The sequence below is a fragment of the Kitasatospora sp. NPDC048365 genome (assembly GCF_043200835.1).
Taxonomy (GTDB): Bacteria; Actinomycetota; Actinomycetes; order Streptomycetales; family Streptomycetaceae; genus Kitasatospora; species Kitasatospora terrestris.
Map to the genome: position 1 here is coordinate 187666 of NZ_JBICYJ010000004.1, position 20984 is coordinate 208649.

Genomic DNA, 20984 nt, shown 5'->3' on the forward strand with positions numbered 1-20984 from the left:
CTAGGAGCCGCCACTGACAAATCCGGGGGATCGGGCCCGACCGTCACTCGAACTGATGAACGATCAGAATCCGGGCCCGGTTCTGTCAGTGGCGGGGTGCATGGTTGTTCCCACAGGCCGCGAACGGGCGTACGAAACGCCTGGTCCGGGCCCCTGCACGGCCTCTGCGCCGATGGTCCCGCCGATCCCCTGAGCTGCTCGCGCCCCGCCACCGGTGCATCCCGAGCCGCCCGTCCGAAGGAGCAGTTGATGACCACGACGACCAGCGAGCCGACGACCACCGGGGCGGTGCTCCGGCAGCACGCGGAGGACGCCTTCGCCGCCGAGCTGGCCGCGCTCGCGGCGCACGACGACCGGCCGCGCCCGGAGCGCTGGCGGCTCTCGCCGTGGGCGGTGGCCACCTACCTGCTCGGCGGCGAGCTGCCCGACGGCACCGTGATCACGCCGAAGTACATCGGCCCCCGCCGCGTGGTGGAGGTCGCGGTCACCACCCTGGCCACCGACCGCGCGCTGCTGCTGCTCGGCGTCCCCGGCACCGCCAAGACCTGGGTCTCCGAGCACCTCGCGGCCGCGATCAGCGGCGACTCCACGCTGCTCGTCCAGGGCACCGCGGGCACCCCCGAGGAGGCCGTCCGCTACGGGTGGAACTACGCGCAGCTGCTCGCCCACGGCCCCAGCCGCGACGCCCTGGTCCCGTCCCCGCTGATGCGGGCGATGGCCGACGGCCGGATCGCCCGGGTGGAAGAGCTCACCCGCATCCCCGCCGACGTGCAGGACAGCCTGATCACCATCCTCTCCGAGAAGACCCTGCCGGTCCCCGAGCTCGGCACCGAGATCCAGGCCGTCCGCGGCTTCAACCTGATCGCCACCGCCAACGACCGCGACCGCGGCGTCAACGAGCTCTCCTCCGCACTGCGCCGCCGGTTCAACACCGTCGTGCTGCCGCTGCCGGCCACCCTGGAGGAGGAGGTCGAGATCGTCACCCGCCGGGTCGGCCAGCTCGGCCGCTCGCTCGACCTGCCGGAGCTGCCCGGGGGCGCGGAGGAGATCCGACGGGTCGTCACCGTCTTCCGCGAGCTGCGGGCCGGCCTGACCGCCGACGGCCGCACCAAGGTGAAGACGCCCAGCGGCACCCTCTCCACCGCCGAGGCGATCTCGGTGGTCACCAACGGCCTCGCCCTCGCCACCCACTTCGGCGACGGCGTGCTGCGCGCGGGCGACGTCGCCGACGGCATCCGCGGCGCCGTGGTCCGCGACCCGGTCGCCGACCGGCAGGTCTGGCGCGAGTACCTGGAGGGCGTGGTCCGCGAGCGCGACGGCTGGAAGGACTTCTACCGGGCCGCCCGGGAGGTGCGCGCATGACGACCCCCCAGGTGACGCTGCTGGGCATCCGCCACCACGGTCCCGGCTCGGCCCGGGCGGTGGCCGCCGCCCTGGAGCAGCTCCGGCCGGACGCCGTGCTGATCGAGGGTCCGCCCGAGGCGGACGCGCTCGCCGCGATGGCCGGCGACAAGGAGCTGGTGCCCCCGGTGGCCCTGCTCGCCCACGTGGTGGACGACCCGGGCCGGGCCGCGTTCTGGCCGTTCGCCGTCTTCTCCCCGGAGTGGGTGGCCCTGCGGTACGCCGCCGACGCCGGGTCCGCGGTCGGCTTCATCGATCTCCCCGCCGCGCTGACCTTCGCGCTCGCCGCCCGGCGGGCCGAGGAAGCGCAGAGCGGGCCGGGCGCCCCGTCGGGAGTGCCGGGGGGCACTTCCGACGGGACGGGCCCGCAGGAGGACGACGGCCCGACGATCGGCGACCCGATCGGCGAGCTGGCCCGCGCCGCCGGCCACGACGACCCCGAGCGCTGGTGGGAGGACGTGATCGAGCACCGCTCGCCCGGCGCCGACGCGCTCGCCCCGTTCGCCGCGGTCGCCGAGGCGATGGCCGCCCTGCGCGAGGAGGGCACCGCCGGGCGGAGGGACGAGCTGCGCGAGGCGTGGATGCGCCAGCAGATCCGGGCCGCCCGCCGCGCCGGGCACCAGCGGATCGCCGTGGTCTGCGGCGCCTGGCACGTCCCCGCCCTGCAGTCCATGCCCAGCGTCGCCCACGACCGCGCGCTGCTCGCCGGTCTCCCGAAGAAGCCGAAGACCGAGGTCACCTGGGTGCCGTGGACGCACCGCAGGCTCTCCCAGCACACCGGGTACGGCGCCGGGATCGACTCGCCCGGCTGGTACCACCACCTCTTCACCACCGGCCAGGACGACACCCGCGGCACCGCCGGCACCGGCCCGGCCACCGGGCGGGACACCATCGCCCACTGGATGACCCGGGTCGCCGAACTGCTCCGCGCCGAGGACCACCCGGTCTCCTCCGCCCACGTCATCGAGGCCGTCCGGCTCGCCGACACCCTGGCCGCCATGCGCGGCCGCCCGCTGCCCGGCCTCACCGAGACGCTGGACGCCGTGCGCGCCGTCATGTGCGACGGGTCGGACGTCGCGCTCGCCCTGGTCCACGACCGGCTGGTGGTCGGCGACGCGCTCGGCGAGGTCCCGGCCGACGCGCCCGCCGTGCCGCTCCAGCGCGACCTCGCCCGGGTCCAGCGCAGCCTGCGGCTCAAGCCGGAGGCGGGCGAGCGCGAGCTCGTCCTCGACCTGCGCAAGGAGCTCGACGGCGAGCGTTCCCGGCTGCTGCACCGGCTGCGCCTGCTCGGCATCGACTGGGGCACCCCCAGCCGATCGACCGTCAACTCCACCGGCACCTTCCGGGAGACCTGGCGCCTGCGCTGGGAGCCCGAGTTCGCCGTCCGGGTGGTCGAGGCCGCCCAGTGGGGCACCACCGTGGAGTCCGCGGCGACCGGCAAGGCCGTCGAGGAGGCGGTCCGCGCCGCCGAGCTCGCCGAGCTGACCGCGCTGGCCGAGCGCTGCCTGCTGGCCGGGCTGCCCGACGCCCTGCCTGCCGTGATGCGGCTGCTCGCCGACCGCGCCGCGCTCGACACCGACGTCGCCCACCTGGCGGCCGCCCTGCCCGCCCTGGTCCGCTCGCTGCGCTACGGCGACGTCCGGGCCACCGACGGCCACGCCCTCGGCGAGGTCGCCCACGGCCTGGCCGAGCGCATCTGCGTCGGCCTGCCGCCCGCCTGCACCGGCCTGGACACCGACGGCGCGACCGCCATGCGCGCCCACCTGGACGCCGTCCACGCCGCCGTCGCCCTGCTCGCCGGCCCCGGCCGCGCCACCGGCTCCGCCGCACCGGCGACGGACGGCGGAGAGCCCGGCGGCCAGTCCGAGCCCGTTGCCGTTGCCGAGCACGCGGGCACTCCGGGTGTCCCCGCCGCCGGGGCCGGGATCGACGAGCGGTGGGCCGCCGCCCTGCGCTCGCTGGCCGAGCGGGAGCCGGCCGGCGGCCCGGCGACCGGGGTGCCGGGGCTGCTGCGCGGCCGCGCCGTCCGACTGCTGCTGGACGACGCCCGGCTCGACACCGCCGAGGCGGGTCGCCGGATGGGGCTGGTCCTCTCCACGGCGGGCGCGCCCGCCGACGCCGCCGGCTGGATCGAGGGCTTCCTGGCCGGCCAGGGCGCCCTGCTGCTCCACGACACCGCCCTGCTCGGCCTGCTCGACGACTGGCTGTGCGCGGTCCCCGCCGACTCCTTCACCGATCTGCTGCCGGTGCTGCGCCGCACCTTCTCCGCCCTGGAGGCGGGTGTCCGCCGCACCGTCGGCGAGCGGGTCGCCACCGGGCCGCTCACCGACCGGCCCGTCCCGGTCGCCGCGGTCGCGGCCGATCTCGACCCTGGCCGCGCCGACGCCGCCCTGCCCACCCTCGCCCTGCTGCTCGGGCTGCCCGCCGCGGCCCCGTGCCACCGGCCCGGCGGGCCGCGCATCCCCCGCCAGACCGACCGCCGGGCCTCCTGACCGGCCACCGCTGCCCGACCGCACCGCTGCCCGACCGCATCGCCCGCCGCCCCGAAGCGCCTCCGCCGCCGCGGACAATGCCCCGCCCCACCACCCAGCTCGAAGGAGTGTCAGATGACCACCGTTCAGGCACCCGCCGACCCCGCCGTCGAGCGGCTGCGCCGCTGGCGGCTCGTGCTCGGCGGGGAGGCCGACGGCACCGGCTGCCGGCTCTCCGGCCGGGACGCGGCGATGGACGGCGCGCTGGCGGCGCTGTACCGGGGCGGCGAGTCCGGTGGTGAGGCCCGGTCCCGGTCGGCCCGCTCGGCGGGCCTGGGCGGTTCGGCCCCGCAGGTGGCCCGCTGGCTGGGCGACATCCGCGAGTACTTCCCGACCTCCGTGGTGCAGCTGATGCAGCAGGACGCGATCACCCGCCTCGGGCTCGACCGGCTGCTGCTGGAGCCGGAGATGCTGGAGGCGGTCGAGCCGGACGTGCACCTGGTCGGCACCCTGCTCTCGCTCAAGCACGCGCTGCCCGAGACCACTCGGGAGAGCGCCCGCGCGGTGGTCGGCAAGGTGGTGGCGGAGCTGGAGCGCCGGCTGGCCGACCGGACCCGCTCCACCCTGGGCGGCGCCCTGGACCGCAGTGCCCGGGTCAACCGGCCGCGCCACCGGGACATCGACTGGGGCCGCACCATCCGGGCCAACCTGAAGAACTACCTGCCCGACGCCGGGCCGGACGGGCGCGGCACGGTCGTCCCCGAGCGGCTGGTCGGCTACGCCCGCGCCCAGCGGGCGGTGAAGAAGGACGTCATCCTCTGCATCGACCAGTCCGGTTCGATGGCGGCCTCGGTGGTGCACTCGGCGGTGTTCGGCGCGGTGCTGGCCTCGATGCACAGCCTGGACACCCGACTGGTGGTCTTCGACACCTCGGTGGTCGACCTGACGGAGCAGCTGGACGACCCGGTCGACGTGCTGTTCGCGACCAGGCTCGGCGGCGGTACCGACATCAACCGGGCCCTGGCGTACTGCCAGTCGAAGATCACCCGGCCGTCGGAGACCGTCGTGGTGCTGATCAGCGACCTCTACGAAGGCGGTATCCGCAACGAGATGCTCAAGCGGGTGGCGGCGATGAAGGCGTCGGGCGTCCAGTTCATCGCGCTGCTCGCGCTCTCCGACGAGGGTGCCCCCGCGTACGACCACAGCCACGCGGCCGCGCTGGCCGCGCTCGGCGCGCCGGCCTTCGCCTGCACGCCGGACGTGTTCCCGGACATCATGGCCGCCGCGATCGAGAAGCGGCCGCTGCCGGTGCCGGAGCAGCGCTGACCCGATCCGGTTCACCCGGCCGAGTGATCCGGGCGGGTGCTTTCCGGCCGGTCCCCGGGCGGCTGCCGGGCGGTCGCCGACCGGCCCCGTCGGACCTCACCGTGCGGCGGTGCGGAAGGTGAGGCCCGCGGAAGGACAAGGCCGGAGCCACCCGCTGTGACGGTTCTCACCAAAGCGGACCCGGTCCCGGGCGAAACACGCCCGTCGTACGGGGATAACCTGCCAGACGGACGTGACGCGCGTGTTGATTGACGATGCGCCCGGTAGCTGCGTGGGCCGCAAGGCTGTACATCTGCGTACCCGCTCAGCCCCGACGACCCGCAGCGAAGATCCTGCCGTGGCACGCTCGTAGAGACACATTCCGCGACCACGAACAAGGACAAACACGTGGACCTGTTCGAGTACCAGGCGAGGGACCTCTTCGCCAAGCACGGTGTACCCGTGCTTGACGGTGATGTCATCGAGACCGCCGCAGACGCTGCCGCCATCGCGGAGCGCTTCGGCGGCCGCGCCGTCGTCAAGGCTCAGGTGAAGGTGGGTGGCCGAGGCAAGGCCGGTGGCGTGAAGCTCGCCGCCGACCCGGCGGACGCCGTCGCCAAGGCCGAGGCGATCCTCGGCATGGACATCAAGGGCCACACCGTGCACAAGGTGATGCTGGCCCAGACCGCGGACATCAAGGACGAGTACTACGTCTCGTTCCTGCTGGACCGCACCAACCGCACCTTCCTGGCCATGGCCAGCGTCGAGGGCGGCGTGGAGATCGAGGTCGTGGCCGAGGAGAACCCGGACGCGCTGGCCAAGATCCCGGTCGACGCCAACGAGGGCTGCACCCCGGCCAAGGCCGCCGAGATCGTCGCCGCGGCGAAGTTCCCGGCCGACGTCGCCGACCAGGTCGCCGATGTCCTGGTGCAGCTGTGGAAGGTCTTCATCGCCGAGGACGCGCTCCTCGTCGAGGTCAACCCGCTGATCAAGTCCGGCGACGGCAAGATCATCGCGCTTGACGGCAAGGTCTCCCTGGACGAGAACGCCGAGTTCCGTCAGCCCGAGCACGAGGCGCTCGAGGACAAGGCCGCCGCCAACCCGCTCGAGGCGGCGGCGAAGGCCAAGGGCCTGAACTACGTCAAGCTCGAGGGCGAGGTCGGCATCATCGGCAACGGCGCGGGTCTCGTCATGAGCACCCTGGACGTCGTCGCCTACGCCGGTGAGAACCACGGTGGCGTCAAGCCCGCCAACTTCCTCGACATCGGTGGCGGCGCCTCCGCCGAGGTGATGGCGAACGGCCTGGAGATCATCCTGGGCGACACCGACGTCAAGTCGGTCTTCGTCAACGTCTTCGGCGGCATCACCGCGTGCGACGCGGTCGCCAACGGCATCGTGCAGGCGCTCGCTCTCCTCGAGGAGAAGGGCGAGGCCGTCACCAAGCCGCTCGTCGTCCGTCTGGACGGCAACAACGCCGAGCTGGGTCGTCAGATCCTGACCGACGCCAACCACCCGCTGGTTCAGCAGGTGGACACCATGGACGGTGCGGCCGACCGCGCCGCCGAGCTGGCGAACGCCAAGTAAGGAAGGGGACTAACACCATGGCTATCTTCCTTACCAAGGACAGCAAGGTCATCGTCCAGGGCATGACCGGCTCCGAGGGCATGAAGCACACCCGCCGCATGCTCGCCTCCGGCACCCAGATCGTCGGCGGTGTGAACCCGCGCAAGGCCGGCACCACCGTTGACGTCGATGGCACCGACGTGCCCGTCTTCGGCTCCGTGGCCGAGGCCATGAAGGAGACCGGTGCCGACGTCACCGTCATCTTCGTGCCGCCGAAGTTCACCAAGGACGCCGTCGTCGAGGCGATCGACGCCGAGATCGGCCTCGCCGTCGTCATCACCGAGGGTGTGCCGGTCCACGACTCGGCCGCCTTCTGGGCGTACGCCGGTTCCAAGGGCAACAAGACCCGGATCATCGGCCCGAACTGCCCCGGCCTGATCTCCCCCGGACAGTCCAACGCGGGCATCATCCCGGCGGACATCACCTCCACCGGCCCGATCGGCCTGGTCTCGAAGTCCGGCACGCTGACCTACCAGCTCATGTACGAGCTGCGTGACCTCGGCTTCTCCTCCGCCGTCGGCATCGGTGGCGACCCGGTCATCGGTACCACCCACATCGACGCCCTCGCGGCGTTCGAGGCGGACCCGGAGACCAAGATCATCGTCATGATCGGCGAGATCGGCGGCGACGCCGAGGAGCGTGCCGCGGCCTACATCGCCGAGCACGTCACCAAGCCGGTCGTCGGCTACGTCGCGGGCTTCACCGCGCCCGAGGGCAAGACCATGGGCCACGCCGGCGCCATCGTCTCCGGCTCCTCCGGCACCGCCCAGGCGAAGAAGGAGGCCCTCGAGGCCGCCGGCGTCAAGGTCGGCAAGACGCCGTCCGAGACCGCCCGCCTGGCCCGCGAGCTGTTCAACGCCGCGAAGTAACACTCGGGGCAACGCCCCACGCGGTACACGCCGAGGGCGCCGCGGACGGTTCTTCCGTCCGCGGCGCCCTCGGCGTTCGTGCGCTGTGGAGAAACGTTTCAGCGGGTGGCCGGCGGCGACTGCACCGACTGCACCGACTGCGTCGGATCCTGAGCGACGGGTGCCTGCCCGGCCGACGGCTGGGCCCCGGACGGCTGGGCCCCGGACGGCTGCGCGGCCGCGGCCAGGGCGGGCGGCGCGACGAGCCGGGCGGGCAGACCCGGCGCCGGGCTGCACCACGCGCTGCGCAGACCGGGCGAGCCGTCCGGCTGCGCGGCCGGTCCGGCGCTGCCCAGCGACGCCGTGGTGCACACCGCGGGCGGCGCGGGCTCCGCCGGCCGGAACAGATCGGACGGGCCGCTGCCCAGCAGCGTCGTCACCACCGCCGTCCCCATCGCCACCGACAGCAGCGCCGCCGAGCCCGTGGTCACCGTCGACCGCAGCCGGCTGCCGGACGCCAGCATCGCCGGAGCATGCAGCCGCGGCGACGGGCAGCCGTGCACCGCCGCCCGGTACAGCAGACCGCCGAGCCGCTCGCCGAACCCGTCCTCCGCCGGATCCCCGCCGACCAGCTCCGGCACCGACCTGGCCAGCGCCGCCCGGGCCGTCAGCACCCGTCCCTCGGCGGCCGCCGTGCTCGACTCCACCGACGCCGCGACCGCCGACACCGGCAGGCCCAGCGTGTCGTGGAGGACCAGAGCCTGCCGCTGCGGGCGGGACAACCGGTGCAAGGCCTTCAGCAGCGCCCGGTCGCGCGGGGTCAGCCGGTTCGGTGCCTCCGGTTCCGTCGCCGGGCCGACCTTGATCCGGCGGTGCGGCAGCCGCAGCAGGTGCGAGCGGCGCGGGCTGCCCCGGCGCCACGGCGACAGCGCGGACTCGAACGCCCGCGCCCGGACCCAGCCCTCCGGGTCGGGCAGCGCCGACACCGCGGCCCAGCTGCGGCACGCGTCGCCGAGCGCGAGGTTCACGCAGTGCGTGGCGCGGCGGCGGTGGCCGGTCAGCAGGTACGTCTGCTGCACCAGGCGGGTGTGGGCGACCGCGCACAGCTCGGCGAAGCCCGCTGGTGCGGCCTCGGCCGCGACGGCCGGCGGGGCTGCGGGGTCCGGCTCCGCGGGGGCCGGCGCGGGCGCGGGGGCCGGCGAGGGTTGGGGGGCTTCCTCGGCCTCTGGAGTCGCGGCCGGGGCCGGTTCGGACTCGGGGACCGTACCCGGGGCCGGGGCCGGGGCCGGGGCCGGAGTCGCAGCCGGGGACGGGGTGGTCGGGCTCGGCGCGAGGGGCGCAGCCGCAGCGGGTGACGGTGTCGGGCCCGGCGCGGTCGCAGGGGTCGGAGGCGTAGTCGGCGTCGTGGTGGTCGGGCTCGGCGCGAGGGGCGCAGCCCCAGCGGGCGGCGGGGTTGGGGCCGCGGTCGGTGTCGGCGGCGGGGTGGGCGCGGAGGCCGGAGCGGGTGCCGGTGTGGGGCCGGCGAGCAGGCCGGTGAGGGCGAGGGCCTCGTCCCGGCTGCTGACGCCGAGCTTGCGCATCGCGCGGTGGACGTAGGCGCGCGCGGTGGCGGGCGCCAGGCCGAGGTGGTCGGCGGCGGCGCGCAGGTCGTCCCCGGCGGCGAGCCGGGCGAGGACCTCGGCCTCACGTGGCGTCAGCAGGCGCAGCGCCTTGGCGGCGTCGGCCCGGGCGCGCGCGGACGGACCTCCGGGCTGCGGGGGCTCGGCGGTCTCGGGCGAGGTCGGAGGCGAGGGGGTGGTCACCGAGCGTGGACCTCCCCACCGGACGGGCGTCCCGGAATTACGCACATAGACTGATAATCAGGGACACGGCGAAGGTTTGCCCGTTGACACCCCGCAACGGGTGATCTTGGGAGCATGAAGCCCATGACGCAGCTGATGGGTCGTCCGATTCTGGGGCTGCCGGGCGAACTGGGTGCCCGTTCGGCCCTCGCCGACCTGCTCGCCGGCGTCCGTACCGGGCTGCTCACCTTCTCCCTGGTCGCGGTGCCCGTGCTGGGCCTGTGGGTCCTGGCCCCGTACGGCGACGACACCGCTCCCGCGGCGGCCCGGGTGGCGTCCGCGATCTGGCTGCTCGGCCACGGCGGACCGCTGCGCAGAGGCGTGGAGGAAGCGCCGGTGACGGTCGCCCCGCTGCTGCTGACCGTGATCGCCGCGGTCCTGCTGCACCGCGCGGGGCGGCGCATCGCCCGGCGCGGACGGTTCAGCTGGCGCGCCCCGCTGGCGGTGGGCGCCGGATACCTGCTGGTGGCGGCCGGGGCGGTGGCACAGTGCGCGGTACCGGACGCCACCCTGCGCGCCCGCCCGGTGGCCGACCTGGCGGCAGTGGCGGCGCTCGCCGCAGCCGCGCTGACCACCGGCGTACGGGCGGGCCTGCGCGGCGCCCACCGGGACGGGACGCCCGGGCACCCGGCCGCCCGGCGTGCTGTCCGCCCGGCCGCGCACCGGGCGGCCGACGGAGTCGGCAGGGTAAACGGGGCCGGCGGGGCCGAACGTCGGACGGACCGCTGGTCGCACCGGGTACCGGCGGCGCTCCGGCCCGCCGGGGCGGCCCGGGTGGCGGGCCGGGCGGCCGCGCTGTGGCTGCTGGCGATGGTGGCGGCCGGGGGAGCGGTGCTGGTCCTCGCGGTGGTGCTGGGCACGGCGGGCCGGTCGGCGCGGCTGCTCGGGACCGGGCCGGCGGACTGGCTCGGGATCCTGCTGGCGTGCGCCGCGCTGCTGCCGAACGCGGTGGTCTGGGCCGCGGCGTACGCGCTCGGCCCGGGCTTCGCGGTCGGCACGGGGACGGTGGCGGCGCCGTTCGGCACCCGGCTGGGCGCGGTGCCCGACTTCCCGCTGTTCGCGCTGGTACCCGCGCCGGGCGGCGCGGGCTGGGGGCTGCTGGCCTGCGCCCTGCCGCTGGGGGCGGGCGTCCTGCCCGCGCTGCTCCTCGGCCGGGCGGCGATCGAGGCGGACTCCCGGTACCCGGCCGACCCGGCGGGACCGGAGGGATCGGGGCACCTGGTCGACCCGGTGGAGTACGGCGCCTCCGGCGACGGGTCGCGGGTCCTGCGGGGCCGGGTGGTGGCCGCCGACGGCCGGGCCCTGTCCGGCTCGGCCCGCTACGGCGACCACGAGGCGGTGGCGGCGGCCGACGCGGGGCACGGCGCTGCGCCCGGCTCCGGCGGTCGGTGGTACTCGGGCGGCTCGCAGCACTCCGGCGGGCGGTACGCCGACGGCGGGCAGGACCCGGCCGGCGCCCCGCAGGCCGGCGGGCGGTGGGGGGTGCGGGGGACGGCGGTGGCTGCGCTCGGGGCGGCGGGGTGCGCGGGGGGCGTGGCAGCGGTGGTGGCGTGGGCGGCGGGCGGCGCGCTCGGGGCGGGGCGGATGTCGGCGCTGGGGCCGTCGGTCTGGCAGACCGGGGTGGCCGCGGCGGGCTGGCTGGCGCTGGCGGCGGTGCCGGGCGCGGCGCTGGTCCGCTGGTGGGGCCTGCGCGGCGCGGAGCGGGACTGGTGGGCGCGGCTGACCCGGCTGGGCGTGCGGTGGACGGCGCGGCCACGGGTGGCGCTCAACCGGACGCTGGCGTGGCTCGCCGCCCTGCCGTCACCCTGGGCGGCCCTCCGGCGAAACGGCTGACCCGCCCCGCGGAGCCGCCGGGCCGGGCCGGTCGGGGCCGGTTCGCTGCTGCCGGATCGCCTGCGGCGGGTCGGCCGAGACCGGGTCACGGGCCCAGGACACCGGCGCCGGGCTGCCGCTGCGCGGACGCCGAGTCGGGCTCCGACGCCGGGCCGCCGCTGCGCGGACGTCGGGCGCGGGCTCCTGCGTCGGGCCGCCGGGACCGGGGCGCTGCTCCGGTTCCGGCGGGGGTCGGCTACTGCGGGCCGGTGATCAGGTTGACCAGCCAGTGCGGTGCGAGGTTGCTGCAGGAGGCGGCGCCCTGGTCGGTGAGGGCGTCGCTCATGCAGCTCAGGTAGTCCTGGTAGTACAGCTGGACGCCGAACCAGGCGAAGGTGAAGAGCAGCGCGATGCCGCCGGTGATGAGTCCGCCGAGCGCGGCCGGGACCTGGGGCGGGGTGGGCCAGCCGGCCAGGTTCCCGCCGTTGCCGTTGCCGCCGGCGGGGGCGCCGGTCGGGGCGGGTGCGGCGGCGGCGCGTCCGGCGCGCAGGGAGCTGAGCGCCCAGTGGACCGCGAGCAGGCCGAGCACCAGCGCCACGTACGACAGGCTGAGCAGGGTGCAGAACATCGCCCCGAGGCCGGCGCTGAGCGCGTAGCGGGAGCGGCGCTGCACCGGGTCGTTGGGGTCGAACTTCGGCTGCGGCGGCGTGGGCGGCTGCTGCGGGGGCGCGGACCAGCCGCCCCGGTAGCCGGGGCTCCAGGGGTGCGGCGGCGGCACCTGGACGGGTCCGTCCTCGTCCGCACCGCCGGACGAACCGTTGCCGGACGAGCCGTTGCCGGCCGACCCGCCGTTCGGCCCGCCGCCGGCCGGGGTGCGGGGACGCCACGGCTGGTCGGGGGTGCCCTCCGGCGGGGGCGCGAAGGGGTTGCGCTCGCCGGTGTCCTCGCCGCTGCTCATGGTGTCGGCCCGTTCCTTCTCGTGAGGGCGTGCGGGCGCCGGGTGGCGGTCCGCGGGTCAATGATCCCCCAGCCGTTCGACGCCCGGACGGCGCCCCGCCCGTTGGGTTCGGCGGGTGGTGGTGGGAGCTCGGCCCGGGTGGGGTCCGGATCGGGGCGAGATCCCTGTCTCAACTACGCGCGTAGCGTTGCCCGGCGGTTACAGATGGCCTTCGACCAGCCGTTATCGTGGTGACGGTCAGCAGCTCACCACGGTTCCCGGGCGGTCCGCAGCGCCGCGTCTCCCGGTGCATCCGCCGGTACCCGGTTCGACCTTCCGCGCCCCTTGTAGTGGCCCCACCGCCGGTGGATGTACCAGCATGGGGGCACCTCCCGGCCGAAGGCTGGGGGAGCAACATGACGTACGGAGATTCGCGCAGTGGCCGCCGCTTCCGCCCAAGTGTTCCCGCCCCGCACGCCCGGACCGGCCCGGCTGGTGGTGCTGGTCTCCGGTTCCGGCACCAACCTGCAGGCGCTGATCGACGCCGCGGTGGACCCGGCGTACGGCGCCGAGATCGTCGCCGTGGGCGCCGACCGCACCGACATCGCCGGCCTGGAGCGCGCCGAGAAGGCCGGTATCGGGACCTTCGTCGAGCGGATCAAGGACCACGCCGACCGGGCCGCCTGGGACGCCGCGCTGACCGCCGCCGTCGCCGCCCATCAGCCGGACGTGGTGGTGACGGCCGGCTTCATGAAGATCCTCGGCCCGGAGTTCGTCGCCGCCTTCGCGGGCCGGATCGTCAACACCCACCCGGCCCTGCTGCCGGCCTTCCCCGGCGCGCACGGCGTCCCGGACGCCCTCGCGTACGGCGTGAAGGTCACCGGCTGCACGGTCCACCTGGTCGACGCCGGGGTGGACACCGGGCCGATCATCGCCCAGGGCGTGGTGGAGGTCGAGGACGCCGACCACGCCGACGGCGGCGAAGCGCTGCACGAGCGCATCAAGACTGTCGAGCGCAAGCTGCTCGTCGAGGTCGTGGGCCGGCTGGCCCGCGAAGGCCATCGCATCGAAGACCGAAAGGTATGGATTCCGGCATGAGCGCCGCCTCCAGCACCACGCCCCCCGTGTCCGAGAACGTCCGCCCGATCCGCCGCGCGCTGATCAGCGTGTACGACAAGACCGGTCTGGAGGAGCTGGCCCAGGGCCTGCACGCCGCCGGGGTCACCATCGTCTCCACCGGCTCCACCGCCGGCCGGATCGCCGCCGCCGGCGTGCCGGTCACCGAGGTGTCCGAGCTGACCGGCTTCCCGGAGTGCCTGGACGGCCGGGTGAAGACCCTGCACCCCCGCGTGCACGCCGGCGTCCTCGCCGACCTGCGCCTGGAGTCGCACCGCGCGCAGCTGGCCGAGCTCGGTGTCGAGCCCTTCGACCTGGTCGTGGTGAACCTCTACCCGTTCAAGGCGACCGTCGCCTCCGGCGCCACCCCGGACGAGTGCGTGGAGCAGATCGACATCGGCGGCCCGTCGATGGTCCGCGCCGCCGCCAAGAACCACCCGTCGGTCGCCGTGGTCGTCGACCCGGCCCGCTACGGCGACGTGCTGAAGGCCGCCGCGGAGGGCGGCTTCGACCTGCTGACCCGCAAGCGCCTGGCGGCCTCCGCGTTCGCGCACACCGCCGCCTACGACGTGGCCGTGGCCTCCTGGTTCGAGGAGTCCGGCTACACCGAGTCCGAGGACGCGTTCCCGGCCTTCCTGGGCGCCACGTACGAGCGCCAGAACGTGCTGCGCTACGGCGAGAACCCGCACCAGTCGGCCGCCATCTACTCCGACGGCTCCGGCGGCCTGGCGGGCGCCGAGCAGCTGCACGGCAAGGAGATGTCGTACAACAACTACGTGGACACCGACGCGGCCCGCCGCGCCGCGTACGACCACGCCGAGCCGGCCGTCGCGATCATCAAGCACGCCAACCCGTGCGGCATCGCCACCGGCGCGGACGTCGCCGAGGCGCACCGCAAGGCGCACGCCTGCGACCCGCTGTCGGCGTTCGGCGGCGTGATCGCGGTCAACCGCCCGGTGAGCGTGGAGATGGCGGAGCAGGTCGCCGAGATCTTCACCGAGGTCGTGGTGGCCCCGGGTTACGAGGACGGCGCCGTCGAGGTGCTGGCCCGCAAGAAGAACATCCGCGTGCTGGTCGCGCCCGAGGCCCCGGCCAACGCCAAGGAGGTCCGCCCGATCTCCGGCGGCGTGCTGCTGCAGGAGACCGACCGGATCCACGCCGAGGGCGACGACCCGGCGACCTGGACGCTGGCCACCGGCGAGGCGCTGGGCGAGGCCGAGCTGGCCGAGCTGGCGTTCGCCTGGCGGGCCTGCCGGGCCGTCAAGTCCAACGCGATCCTGCTGGCCAAGGACAACGCCTCGGTGGGCGTGGGCATGGGCCAGGTCAACCGGGTCGACTCCGCGAAGCTCGCGGTCGAGCGGGCCGGCGAGCGGGCCAAGGGCTCGTACGCCGCGTCCGACGCGTTCTTCCCGTTCCCGGACGGCCTGCAGGTGCTGATCGACGGCGGCGTCAAGGCCGTGGTCCAGCCCGGCGGTTCGGTCCGTGACGAGGAGGTGGTCGCGGCCGCGACCGCCGCCGGGGTGACGATGTACCTCACCGGTACCCGGCACTTCTTCCACTGACGGAACGGTGAAGGCCCCGCACTCCGAGCTCGGAGTGCGGGGCCTTCACCGTTCGCGTCACTGGGACTTGACGACCACGGTGCTCATGATCTTGTCGGCGAAGGTCTGCTTCTTCGCGTCCCACAGCGGCCACAGGTAGCCGAGGCAGCAGAAGCCGTCCAGCACGTGGCAGAGCTGGCGGACGAACGCCATGCCCCAGCCGACCGGCTGGCCGTCGGCCTCGCGGACCAGGCGGATGTTGACCGCGCGCTGGCCGAGGCTCTGGCCCTTCACACCCTGCAGGTAGGTGTAGAACGCCACGGCGGCGAGCTGCAGCAGGCCGCCGATCAGGAAGAAGACGGTGCCGCTGCCGGCGTCGCTCGCGCTCATGGTGCCCGCGACGTACTCGCCGTTGGCGTCGATGTAACCGGCGTTGGCGGCGTCCACCGTGGCGCTGATCATCTTCGAGTAGCCGATGCCCAGCACGATGCCGGGGATCAGGAAGATGGTGAACTGGTCGATGATGCGCGCCACCACGCGGCTGCCCCAGCCCGCGTAGAAGTTCGCCACCATGCCCGCGTTGGGGTAACCGCCCGGGTAGCCGGGCTGCTGCGGGTAGCCGTAGCCCTGCTGCGGGACGGTGCCGTAGCCCGGGGCCGGCTGCTGCTGCGGGTAGCCGTAGCCGGGGGCCGGCGGCGGGGCCTGCTGCGGGTAGCCGTAGCCGGGCTGCTGCGGGGCGCCGTAGCCCTGCGGCGGCTGCTGGCCGTACGGGTTGTTGGGGTCGGGCGGGTAGCTCATCAATGCCTCCGGGCAGGATGGGACATGAGGACGGGTGACAGGAAGATCCTGGGACGGACGGGCATGCGAGTTGCCGACCGGGTGGGAGATTAGCGGACGGCGGTGACGCTGGGGAGAGCGATCTCGACCCAACGGGCGTCCGCCGGAGCGCGGTTCAGGGCCGGGAGATGCCCAGCCGGTGCAGCTGCCAGGTCCAGGCGGCGACCACGGCCGCGCCGATCAGGGCACCCCGGCGGCGGTTCGACAGGCCCCACCACCAGCGGCCGGGGCCGAGCGGGGCGAGCAGCAGGCCGGTGACGGCGATCACGGTGACCGGGTTGGCGGCCAGGGCGGCGGTCCAGTCGCCGTGCCCCGCCTCGATGAACACCGTGGTCGACCCGCAGGCCGGGCACGGGATCCCGGTGAACCGGCGCAGCAGGCACAGCACTCCGGGGTCGTGCGCGTCGTGCACCTGGGCGACCGCCACCGCGGCGACCGCGCCGCCGGCGCCGCGCAGCAGCACCCGCAGCAGCGCGCCCTGCACCGAGTCGGCGGAGCGCCGCCAACGGTCGGTCAGTCGTGCGGCGGCCGCGCCGGTGCCACTCATGCGTCCGGGGCGACGACGACGAACACGATGACGGCGATGAAGACCAGCACCGCCAGGGTGTTGAGGACGATCCCGCCGATCGCCGCGCCGCGGCCCTGGCCGGTCTTGGTCGACCGGTTCAGGCCGCCGATGCCGATGCCGAGGCCGACCAGGCCGAGGATGCCGCCGTAGAAGCAGGAGAGCAGGATCGAGATGAAGCCGATCACCACGGACGCGGTGGCCAGCTGGTTCTGCGGCGGGGCCGCGACCGGCTGCTGCGGGTAGGGCTGGTACGGCTGCTGCGCCTGGTACGGCGGCTGCTGCTGCGGGTACCCGCCCTGCTGGTAGCCGGGCGGAGGCGTCTGCTGGGGGTACCCGTAGCCGGGCTGCTGCTGCGGCTGGCCGTAGCCGCCGCCCTGACCGTACGGGTCGGGTGTCTGGTACGGATTGCTCACCTTGGTTCCCCCGAGATCGTTCCCCCGTCGCGACCGACCCCCCGTCACCAGGTCGGATCGGCACATGTCTGCAGCCCACATCGTCGCGGGTGGCGCCCCGCGGTGTCCAGCGGCGCTCATCGCACGGACACAACTGTGGCGCAACCGCAACGCGCTCCATACGGGAGAATGGGCGCATGACTGCCCAGATTCTCGATGGCAAGGCCACCGCGGCCGCGATCAAGTCCGAACTCGCCGTCCGCGTGGCGGCCCTCAAGGAGCGGGGCATCGTCCCCGGCCTCGGCACCGTCCTGGTCGGCGACGACCCGGGCAGCCGCTGGTACGTCAACGGCAAGCACAAGGACTGCGCCGAGGTCGGCATCGCGTCCATCCAGCGCGAGCTCCCGGCCACCGCCACCCAGGAGGACGTGGAGAACGTCGTCCGCGAGCTCAACGCCGACCCGGCCTGCACCGGCTACATCGTGCAGCTGCCGCTGCCCAAGGGCCTCGACCCCAACCCGGTCCTGGAGCTGATGGACCCGGACAAGGACGCCGACGGCCTGCACCCGACCTCGCTCGGCCGCCTCACGCTCGGCATCCGGGGCCCGCTGCCCTGCACCCCGCTGGGCATCGTCGAGCTGCTGCGCCGGCACGACGTGCAGCTGGACGGCGCCGAGGTGGTCGTGGTCGGCCGCGGCGTGACCGTCGGCCGCTCGATCGGCCTGCTGCTCACCCGCCGCACCGAGAACGCCACCGTCACGCTGTGCCACACCGGCACCCGCGACCTCGGCTACCACCTGCGCAAGGCCGACGTGGTGGTGGCCGCCGCCGGCGTGCCGCACCTGATCAAGCCGGAGGACATCAAGGCCGGCGCGGCCGTGCTGGACGTCGGTGTCAGCCGCAGCGAGGGCAAGATCGTCGGCGACGTCCACCCGGGCGTGGCCGAGGTGGCCGGCTGGATCTCCCCGAACCCCGGCGGTGTCGGCCCGATGACCCGCGCGATGCTGCTCAACAACATCGTCGAGGCGGCCGAGCGCCGCGCCGGCGTCTGACAGGCATGGCCAGCCGACGCCGGCTGCCCGGGCGGACCACCAGCACCCATCCGCCCGAGGGTGCCGCTCCCGCGCTGGACCGCAGCCACCCGCTGCCGGTCCGGCAGTGGCCGATAACGATGGTGCTGGCCGTCGCGGGCCTCGGCCTGCTGATCACCTCCACCGGCGGGTTCCGGCTCGGCCTGCTGGTGGTCGGCGGTTCGCTGCTGGTCGCGGCGGTGCTGCGACTGGTGCTGCCGGAGGTCGGCATGCTGGCGGTGCGCAGCCGCTTCACCGACGTGGCGGTGCTGCTGTTCCTCGGCGGGGTGATCACCGTGCTCACCCTGGTGGCCCAGCCGGACCCGTGGCTGCGGATGCCGCTGCTGGACAACATCGGGCGGCTGGTCGGGCGCACACCGCACTGACCCGGTCGGCCGCCCGCCGCACCGACGGCGGAGTAACGCTCGTCTCATGGGGAGCCCGTTCGCAACCGGCGGGCTCCCCTTGCGATAACCTGGGTCGGTTCTCTCGATATCGAGAGATCATCCTCGGCTCCAGTGCGCCGACGTGCCTGGGGCACCTGGCGATTTGCTGGAGTAGGTAGATATGACTCGCACCCCCGTCAACGTCACGGTCACCGGAGCGGCCGGCCAGATCGGCTACGCGCTGCTCTTCCGCATCGCCTCGGGCCACCTGCTCGGCGCCGATGTCCCGGTGAACCTCCGTCTGCTGGAGATCCCGCAGGGCCTCAAGGCCGCCGAGGGCGTCGCGATGGAGCTCGACGACTGCGCCTTCCCGCTGCTGCGCGACATCACCATCACCGACCAGGCGAACGTGGCCTTCGACGGCGCCAACGTCGCCCTGCTGGTCGGCGCCCGCCCGCGCACCGCCGGCATGGAGCGCGGCGACCTGCTGTCCGCCAACGGCGGCATCTTCGGCCCGCAGGGCAAGGCGATCAACGACAACGCCGCGGACGACATCAAGGTCCTGGTGGTCGGCAACCCGGCCAACACCAACGCCCTGATCGCCCAGCGCAACGCCCCGGACGTGCCGGCCGAGCGCTTCACCGCGATGACCCGCCTCGACCACAACCGCGCCGTGGCGCAGCTCGCCAAGAAGGCCGGCGTCACCGTCGAGGACGTCAAGAAGGTCACCATCTGGGGCAACCACTCCGCCACCCAGTACCCGGACCTGTTCCACGCCGAGATCTCCGGCAAGTCGGCCTTCGAGGCCGTCGGCGCCGACCAGAAGTGGGTCGAGGACTTCTTCATCCCGAAGGTCGCCAAGCGCGGCGCCGAGATCATCGAGGTCCGCGGCGCGTCCTCGGCCGCCTCGGCCGCCAACGCCGCCATCGACCACGTGTACACCTGGGTCAACGGCACCCCGGCCGGCGACTGGACCTCCATGGGCATCGTCTCCGACGGCTCGTACGGCGTGCCGGAGGGCCTGATCTCCTCCTTCCCGGTCACCACCCAGAACGGCACCTTCGAGATCGTCCAGGGCCTGGACCTCTCCGAGTTCGACCGCAAGCGGATCGACGCCTCGGTCGGCGAGCTCGCCGAGGAGCGCGACGCGGTCCAGGAGCTCGGCCTCATCTGAGCGCCCGCAGCCTGAAACGGCCGGGCACCCCGTGCGGGGTGCCCGGCCGTCGGCCGTTCGGGGGCCGCCGCTAGCGGCGGACCAGCAGCGACACGGCCATGCCGGAGACCGTCTTGACGTGGTCCAGCTTGTAGCGGTCCTGGAGGGCCTTGGCGTACGCGGGCGGCAGGGTGCCGAACGGGTCCTGGCCGCCGTCCTTGGTCACCAGCCAGATCCGCGGCGGGGGTGTGGTGCCCAGCGCGGTCTTCGGGTCGGGGGTCAGGGTCGGCCACAGGTCGTCGCGCTCCTGGCCGCTCTGCCCGGCGAACACGTCCCGCAGCACGATGTCCTTGGGCAGGTAGTACCGGACGCCGATGTCCACGCCCCACCACAGCTGCCACTGGTTCTGGCCGTACGCGACGGCGTCGCCCGGGTGGTAGCCGGCGGCCACCAATCGGGCGGCGGCGCGGTAGTCCAGCGGGTCGAACCAGGTGACCGGCACCGGATAGACGTACTTGGCGTGCGAGAGCGTGCCGTGCAGCACCCGCTGGTCGGGGAGCGCCAGCAGGCCGATCACGGCCAGGCCGGCCAGCGTGGCCCGGAGCCGGACCAGGGCGAGGCCCGCACCGGCGAGCACCGACACGCCCGGCAGCACGAAGAACATGTACTTCGGCATGAAGTACGACACCGAGCCGTGCGTGGACGCCACCCAGAGCGCCCCCACCGGGATCAGCGCCAGGCACCAGCCGAGCAGCACCGAGCCCGGCCGCTTCGAGCCGACCGCCAGCACCGCGACCGTCAGCACGGCGACGGTGACCGACGTGCCGCCGAGTATCTGCGGCCAGATGTTCCAGAGGTCGCCGAACACCGGTCGGCCGATCCAGCCGATCTGGCGGGCGGCCTGCTTGCCGCTCAGGTGGACCAGCGGATAGGCGGCGACCACCGCCGCCAGCACCGCGCCGACGAACCCGGCCGGCAGCCGCCAGTTCCGCCGGTCCCGCCACCAGGCCAGGGCCACCCCGACGGCGTGCGGGGCGAGGTAGACCAGCGACACCAGGTGCAGGTAGCCGGAGCAGCAGAGCGCCACCGCGTAGGCGAGCCAGCGCAGCGCGGTGGGCCGCTCCAGGGCGCGCAGCAGCAGGACCAGTGCCGCGGCCGCCGCGAACACCACGAAGCCGTACGACCGGGCCTCCTGGCCGTACCGGGCCACCGTCGGCAGCATCGCGAAGACCAGGCCGGCGACCAGGCCGGCGCGCGCGTCGAACATCCGGCGTCCGGCGAGCGCCGTGCACCCGGCCGCGCCGGCCATGGCCAGCACGCTCGGCAGACGCATCGCCAGCGGGCTCTCGCCGAAGACCGAGATCCAGAAGTGCAGGAACAGGTAGTACGTGCCGTGCACCGCGTCCACGTGCCGGATCATGTCGATGATGTCGCCGGCCGGCCGCCGCACCACCGACAGGGTGGCCAGCTCGTCGTGCCACATCACCGGGACGGTGACGTGGTACAGGCCCACCACCAGCGTCGCCAGAACCGGCCACAGCCAGACGCTGCGGACCGGTCGCGGTACCCGGTGCAGCGCGTCGAGACCGCGTCTGTGACGGGGCTGTTCCGGGCGCCGCTCGGAGGCGTCCGGGGCGCTGGACAAGGTCGGGGGCATGGAATCGGCCGTCCTTCGGGAAAGAT

General features: G+C 74.4%; 17 protein-coding genes. 11 read left to right on the plus strand and 6 right to left on the minus strand.

Annotated features, from left to right (window positions below; translation table 11 throughout):
- The first annotated feature begins 249 nt into the window (after positions 1-249).
- The 5 genes from ACGFX4_RS05700 to sucD all read left to right on the plus strand — a co-directional run bounded on the left by ACGFX4_RS05700 (position 250) and on the right by sucD (position 7669).
- Complete coding sequence (locus tag ACGFX4_RS05700) at positions 250-1362, plus strand: AAA family ATPase (RefSeq protein WP_345697507.1); 1113 nt, start codon at positions 250-252, stop codon at positions 1360-1362.
- The gene (locus tag ACGFX4_RS05705; protein ID WP_393070547.1) at positions 1359-3893 is read left to right on the plus strand and encodes a DUF5682 family protein; all 2535 of its coding nucleotides are present in this window, start codon (positions 1359-1361) and stop codon (positions 3891-3893) included. Before ACGFX4_RS05700 ends, ACGFX4_RS05705 begins: the two co-directional genes overlap by 4 nt.
- A 114-nt stretch (positions 3894-4007) precedes the next feature.
- A complete protein-coding gene (locus ACGFX4_RS05710) occupies positions 4008-5198 on the plus strand; it encodes a VWA domain-containing protein (protein ID WP_393070549.1) in 1191 nt (396 codons plus the stop codon).
- 387 nt (positions 5199-5585) lie between these two features.
- The gene (sucC, locus tag ACGFX4_RS05715) at positions 5586-6761 is read left to right on the plus strand and encodes an ADP-forming succinate--CoA ligase subunit beta (protein WP_393070551.1); all 1176 of its coding nucleotides are present in this window, start codon (positions 5586-5588) and stop codon (positions 6759-6761) included.
- Between the two features lie 17 nt (positions 6762-6778).
- The gene (gene sucD, locus ACGFX4_RS05720) at positions 6779-7669 is read left to right on the plus strand and encodes a succinate--CoA ligase subunit alpha (RefSeq protein ID WP_393070553.1); all 891 of its coding nucleotides are present in this window, start codon (positions 6779-6781) and stop codon (positions 7667-7669) included.
- Between the two features lie 98 nt (positions 7670-7767).
- Here the strand turns inward: sucD and ACGFX4_RS05725 are convergent, their stop codons facing one another.
- The gene (locus ACGFX4_RS05725) at positions 7768-9450 is read right to left on the minus strand and encodes a LuxR C-terminal-related transcriptional regulator (RefSeq protein WP_393070555.1); all 1683 of its coding nucleotides are present in this window, start codon (positions 9448-9450) and stop codon (positions 7768-7770) included.
- Between the two features lie 123 nt (positions 9451-9573).
- On the opposite strand from ACGFX4_RS05725, the gene ACGFX4_RS05730 reads away from it, so the two are divergent.
- On the plus strand, positions 9574-11322 hold the full coding sequence (locus ACGFX4_RS05730) for a DUF6350 family protein (RefSeq protein WP_393070557.1): 1749 nt from the start codon (positions 9574-9576) through the stop codon (positions 11320-11322).
- A gap of 235 nt (positions 11323-11557) precedes the next feature.
- Here ACGFX4_RS05730 and ACGFX4_RS05735 read toward each other — a convergent pair whose 3' ends face one another.
- Positions 11558-12259 (minus strand): hypothetical protein, encoded by a 702-nt coding sequence (locus ACGFX4_RS05735; RefSeq protein ID WP_393070559.1) that lies wholly within the window; start codon positions 12257-12259, stop codon positions 11558-11560.
- A 417-nt stretch (positions 12260-12676) separates the two neighbouring features.
- On the opposite strand from ACGFX4_RS05735, the gene purN reads away from it, so the two are divergent.
- A complete protein-coding gene (purN, locus tag ACGFX4_RS05740) occupies positions 12677-13336 on the plus strand; it encodes a phosphoribosylglycinamide formyltransferase (protein WP_393070561.1) in 660 nt (219 codons plus the stop codon).
- On the plus strand, positions 13333-14916 hold the full coding sequence (purH, locus tag ACGFX4_RS05745) for a bifunctional phosphoribosylaminoimidazolecarboxamide formyltransferase/IMP cyclohydrolase (RefSeq protein WP_393070563.1): 1584 nt from the start codon (positions 13333-13335) through the stop codon (positions 14914-14916). Before purN ends, purH begins: the two co-directional genes overlap by 4 nt.
- 57 nt (positions 14917-14973) lie before the next feature.
- Here purH and ACGFX4_RS05750 read toward each other — a convergent pair whose 3' ends face one another.
- The 3 genes from ACGFX4_RS05750 to ACGFX4_RS05760 form a co-directional block, all read right to left on the minus strand.
- The gene (locus ACGFX4_RS05750) at positions 14974-15693 is read right to left on the minus strand and encodes an RDD family protein (protein ID WP_393070565.1); all 720 of its coding nucleotides are present in this window, start codon (positions 15691-15693) and stop codon (positions 14974-14976) included.
- A 154-nt stretch (positions 15694-15847) separates the two neighbouring features.
- Positions 15848-16279: a DUF2752 domain-containing protein gene (locus ACGFX4_RS05755; protein ID WP_393070567.1), complete on the minus strand. Its 432-nt coding sequence runs from the start codon at positions 16277-16279 to the stop codon at positions 15848-15850.
- Positions 16276-16713, minus strand: coding sequence for a hypothetical protein (locus ACGFX4_RS05760; RefSeq protein ID WP_393070569.1), 438 nt, complete (start codon positions 16711-16713; stop codon positions 16276-16278). Before ACGFX4_RS05760 ends, ACGFX4_RS05755 begins: the two co-directional genes overlap by 4 nt.
- A 176-nt stretch (positions 16714-16889) precedes the next feature.
- On the opposite strand from ACGFX4_RS05760, the gene ACGFX4_RS05765 reads away from it, so the two are divergent.
- From ACGFX4_RS05765 to ACGFX4_RS05775, 3 genes are all read left to right on the plus strand, one after another.
- Positions 16890-17744, plus strand: coding sequence for a bifunctional methylenetetrahydrofolate dehydrogenase/methenyltetrahydrofolate cyclohydrolase (locus tag ACGFX4_RS05765; RefSeq protein WP_345697494.1), 855 nt, complete (start codon positions 16890-16892; stop codon positions 17742-17744).
- A gap of 5 nt (positions 17745-17749) precedes the next feature.
- Positions 17750-18148 (plus strand): DUF3017 domain-containing protein, encoded by a 399-nt coding sequence (locus tag ACGFX4_RS05770; RefSeq protein ID WP_393070572.1) that lies wholly within the window; start codon positions 17750-17752, stop codon positions 18146-18148.
- Between the two features lie 181 nt (positions 18149-18329).
- Positions 18330-19322 carry a malate dehydrogenase gene (locus ACGFX4_RS05775; RefSeq protein ID WP_345697492.1) on the plus strand — a complete coding sequence of 331 codons (993 nt, stop codon included), beginning with the start codon at positions 18330-18332 and terminating at the stop codon, positions 19320-19322.
- Positions 19323-19392: 70 nt separating this feature from the next.
- Here the strand turns inward: ACGFX4_RS05775 and ACGFX4_RS05780 are convergent, their stop codons facing one another.
- Positions 19393-20958 carry a glycosyltransferase family 39 protein gene (locus tag ACGFX4_RS05780; protein ID WP_393070574.1) on the minus strand — a complete coding sequence of 522 codons (1566 nt, stop codon included), beginning with the start codon at positions 20956-20958 and terminating at the stop codon, positions 19393-19395.
- Between the last annotated feature and the right edge of the window lie 26 nt (positions 20959-20984).

Coding starts and splice junctions, on each gene's coding strand:
- ACGFX4_RS05700 (WP_345697507.1), top strand. CDS start 250: ATGACCACGACGACCAGCGAGCCGACGACCACCGGGGCGGTGCTCCGG.
- ACGFX4_RS05765 (WP_345697494.1), top strand. CDS start 16,890: ATGACTGCCCAGATTCTCGATGGCAAGGCCACCGCGGCCGCGATCAAG.
- ACGFX4_RS05710 (WP_393070549.1), top strand. CDS start 4,008: ATGACCACCGTTCAGGCACCCGCCGACCCCGCCGTCGAGCGGCTGCGC.
- ACGFX4_RS05770 (WP_393070572.1), top strand. CDS start 17,750: ATGGCCAGCCGACGCCGGCTGCCCGGGCGGACCACCAGCACCCATCCG.
- ACGFX4_RS05780 (WP_393070574.1), bottom strand. CDS start 20,958: ATGCCCCCGACCTTGTCCAGCGCCCCGGACGCCTCCGAGCGGCGCCCG.
- ACGFX4_RS05755 (WP_393070567.1), bottom strand. CDS start 16,279: ATGAGTGGCACCGGCGCGGCCGCCGCACGACTGACCGACCGTTGGCGG.
- ACGFX4_RS05735 (WP_393070559.1), bottom strand. CDS start 12,259: ATGAGCAGCGGCGAGGACACCGGCGAGCGCAACCCCTTCGCGCCCCCG.
- ACGFX4_RS05775 (WP_345697492.1), top strand. CDS start 18,330: ATGACTCGCACCCCCGTCAACGTCACGGTCACCGGAGCGGCCGGCCAG.
- purH (WP_393070563.1), top strand. CDS start 13,333: ATGAGCGCCGCCTCCAGCACCACGCCCCCCGTGTCCGAGAACGTCCGC.
- sucD (WP_393070553.1), top strand. CDS start 6,779: ATGGCTATCTTCCTTACCAAGGACAGCAAGGTCATCGTCCAGGGCATG.
- ACGFX4_RS05705 (WP_393070547.1), top strand. CDS start 1,359: ATGACGACCCCCCAGGTGACGCTGCTGGGCATCCGCCACCACGGTCCC.
- ACGFX4_RS05750 (WP_393070565.1), bottom strand. CDS start 15,693: ATGAGCTACCCGCCCGACCCCAACAACCCGTACGGCCAGCAGCCGCCG.
- ACGFX4_RS05730 (WP_393070557.1), top strand. CDS start 9,574: ATGACGCAGCTGATGGGTCGTCCGATTCTGGGGCTGCCGGGCGAACTG.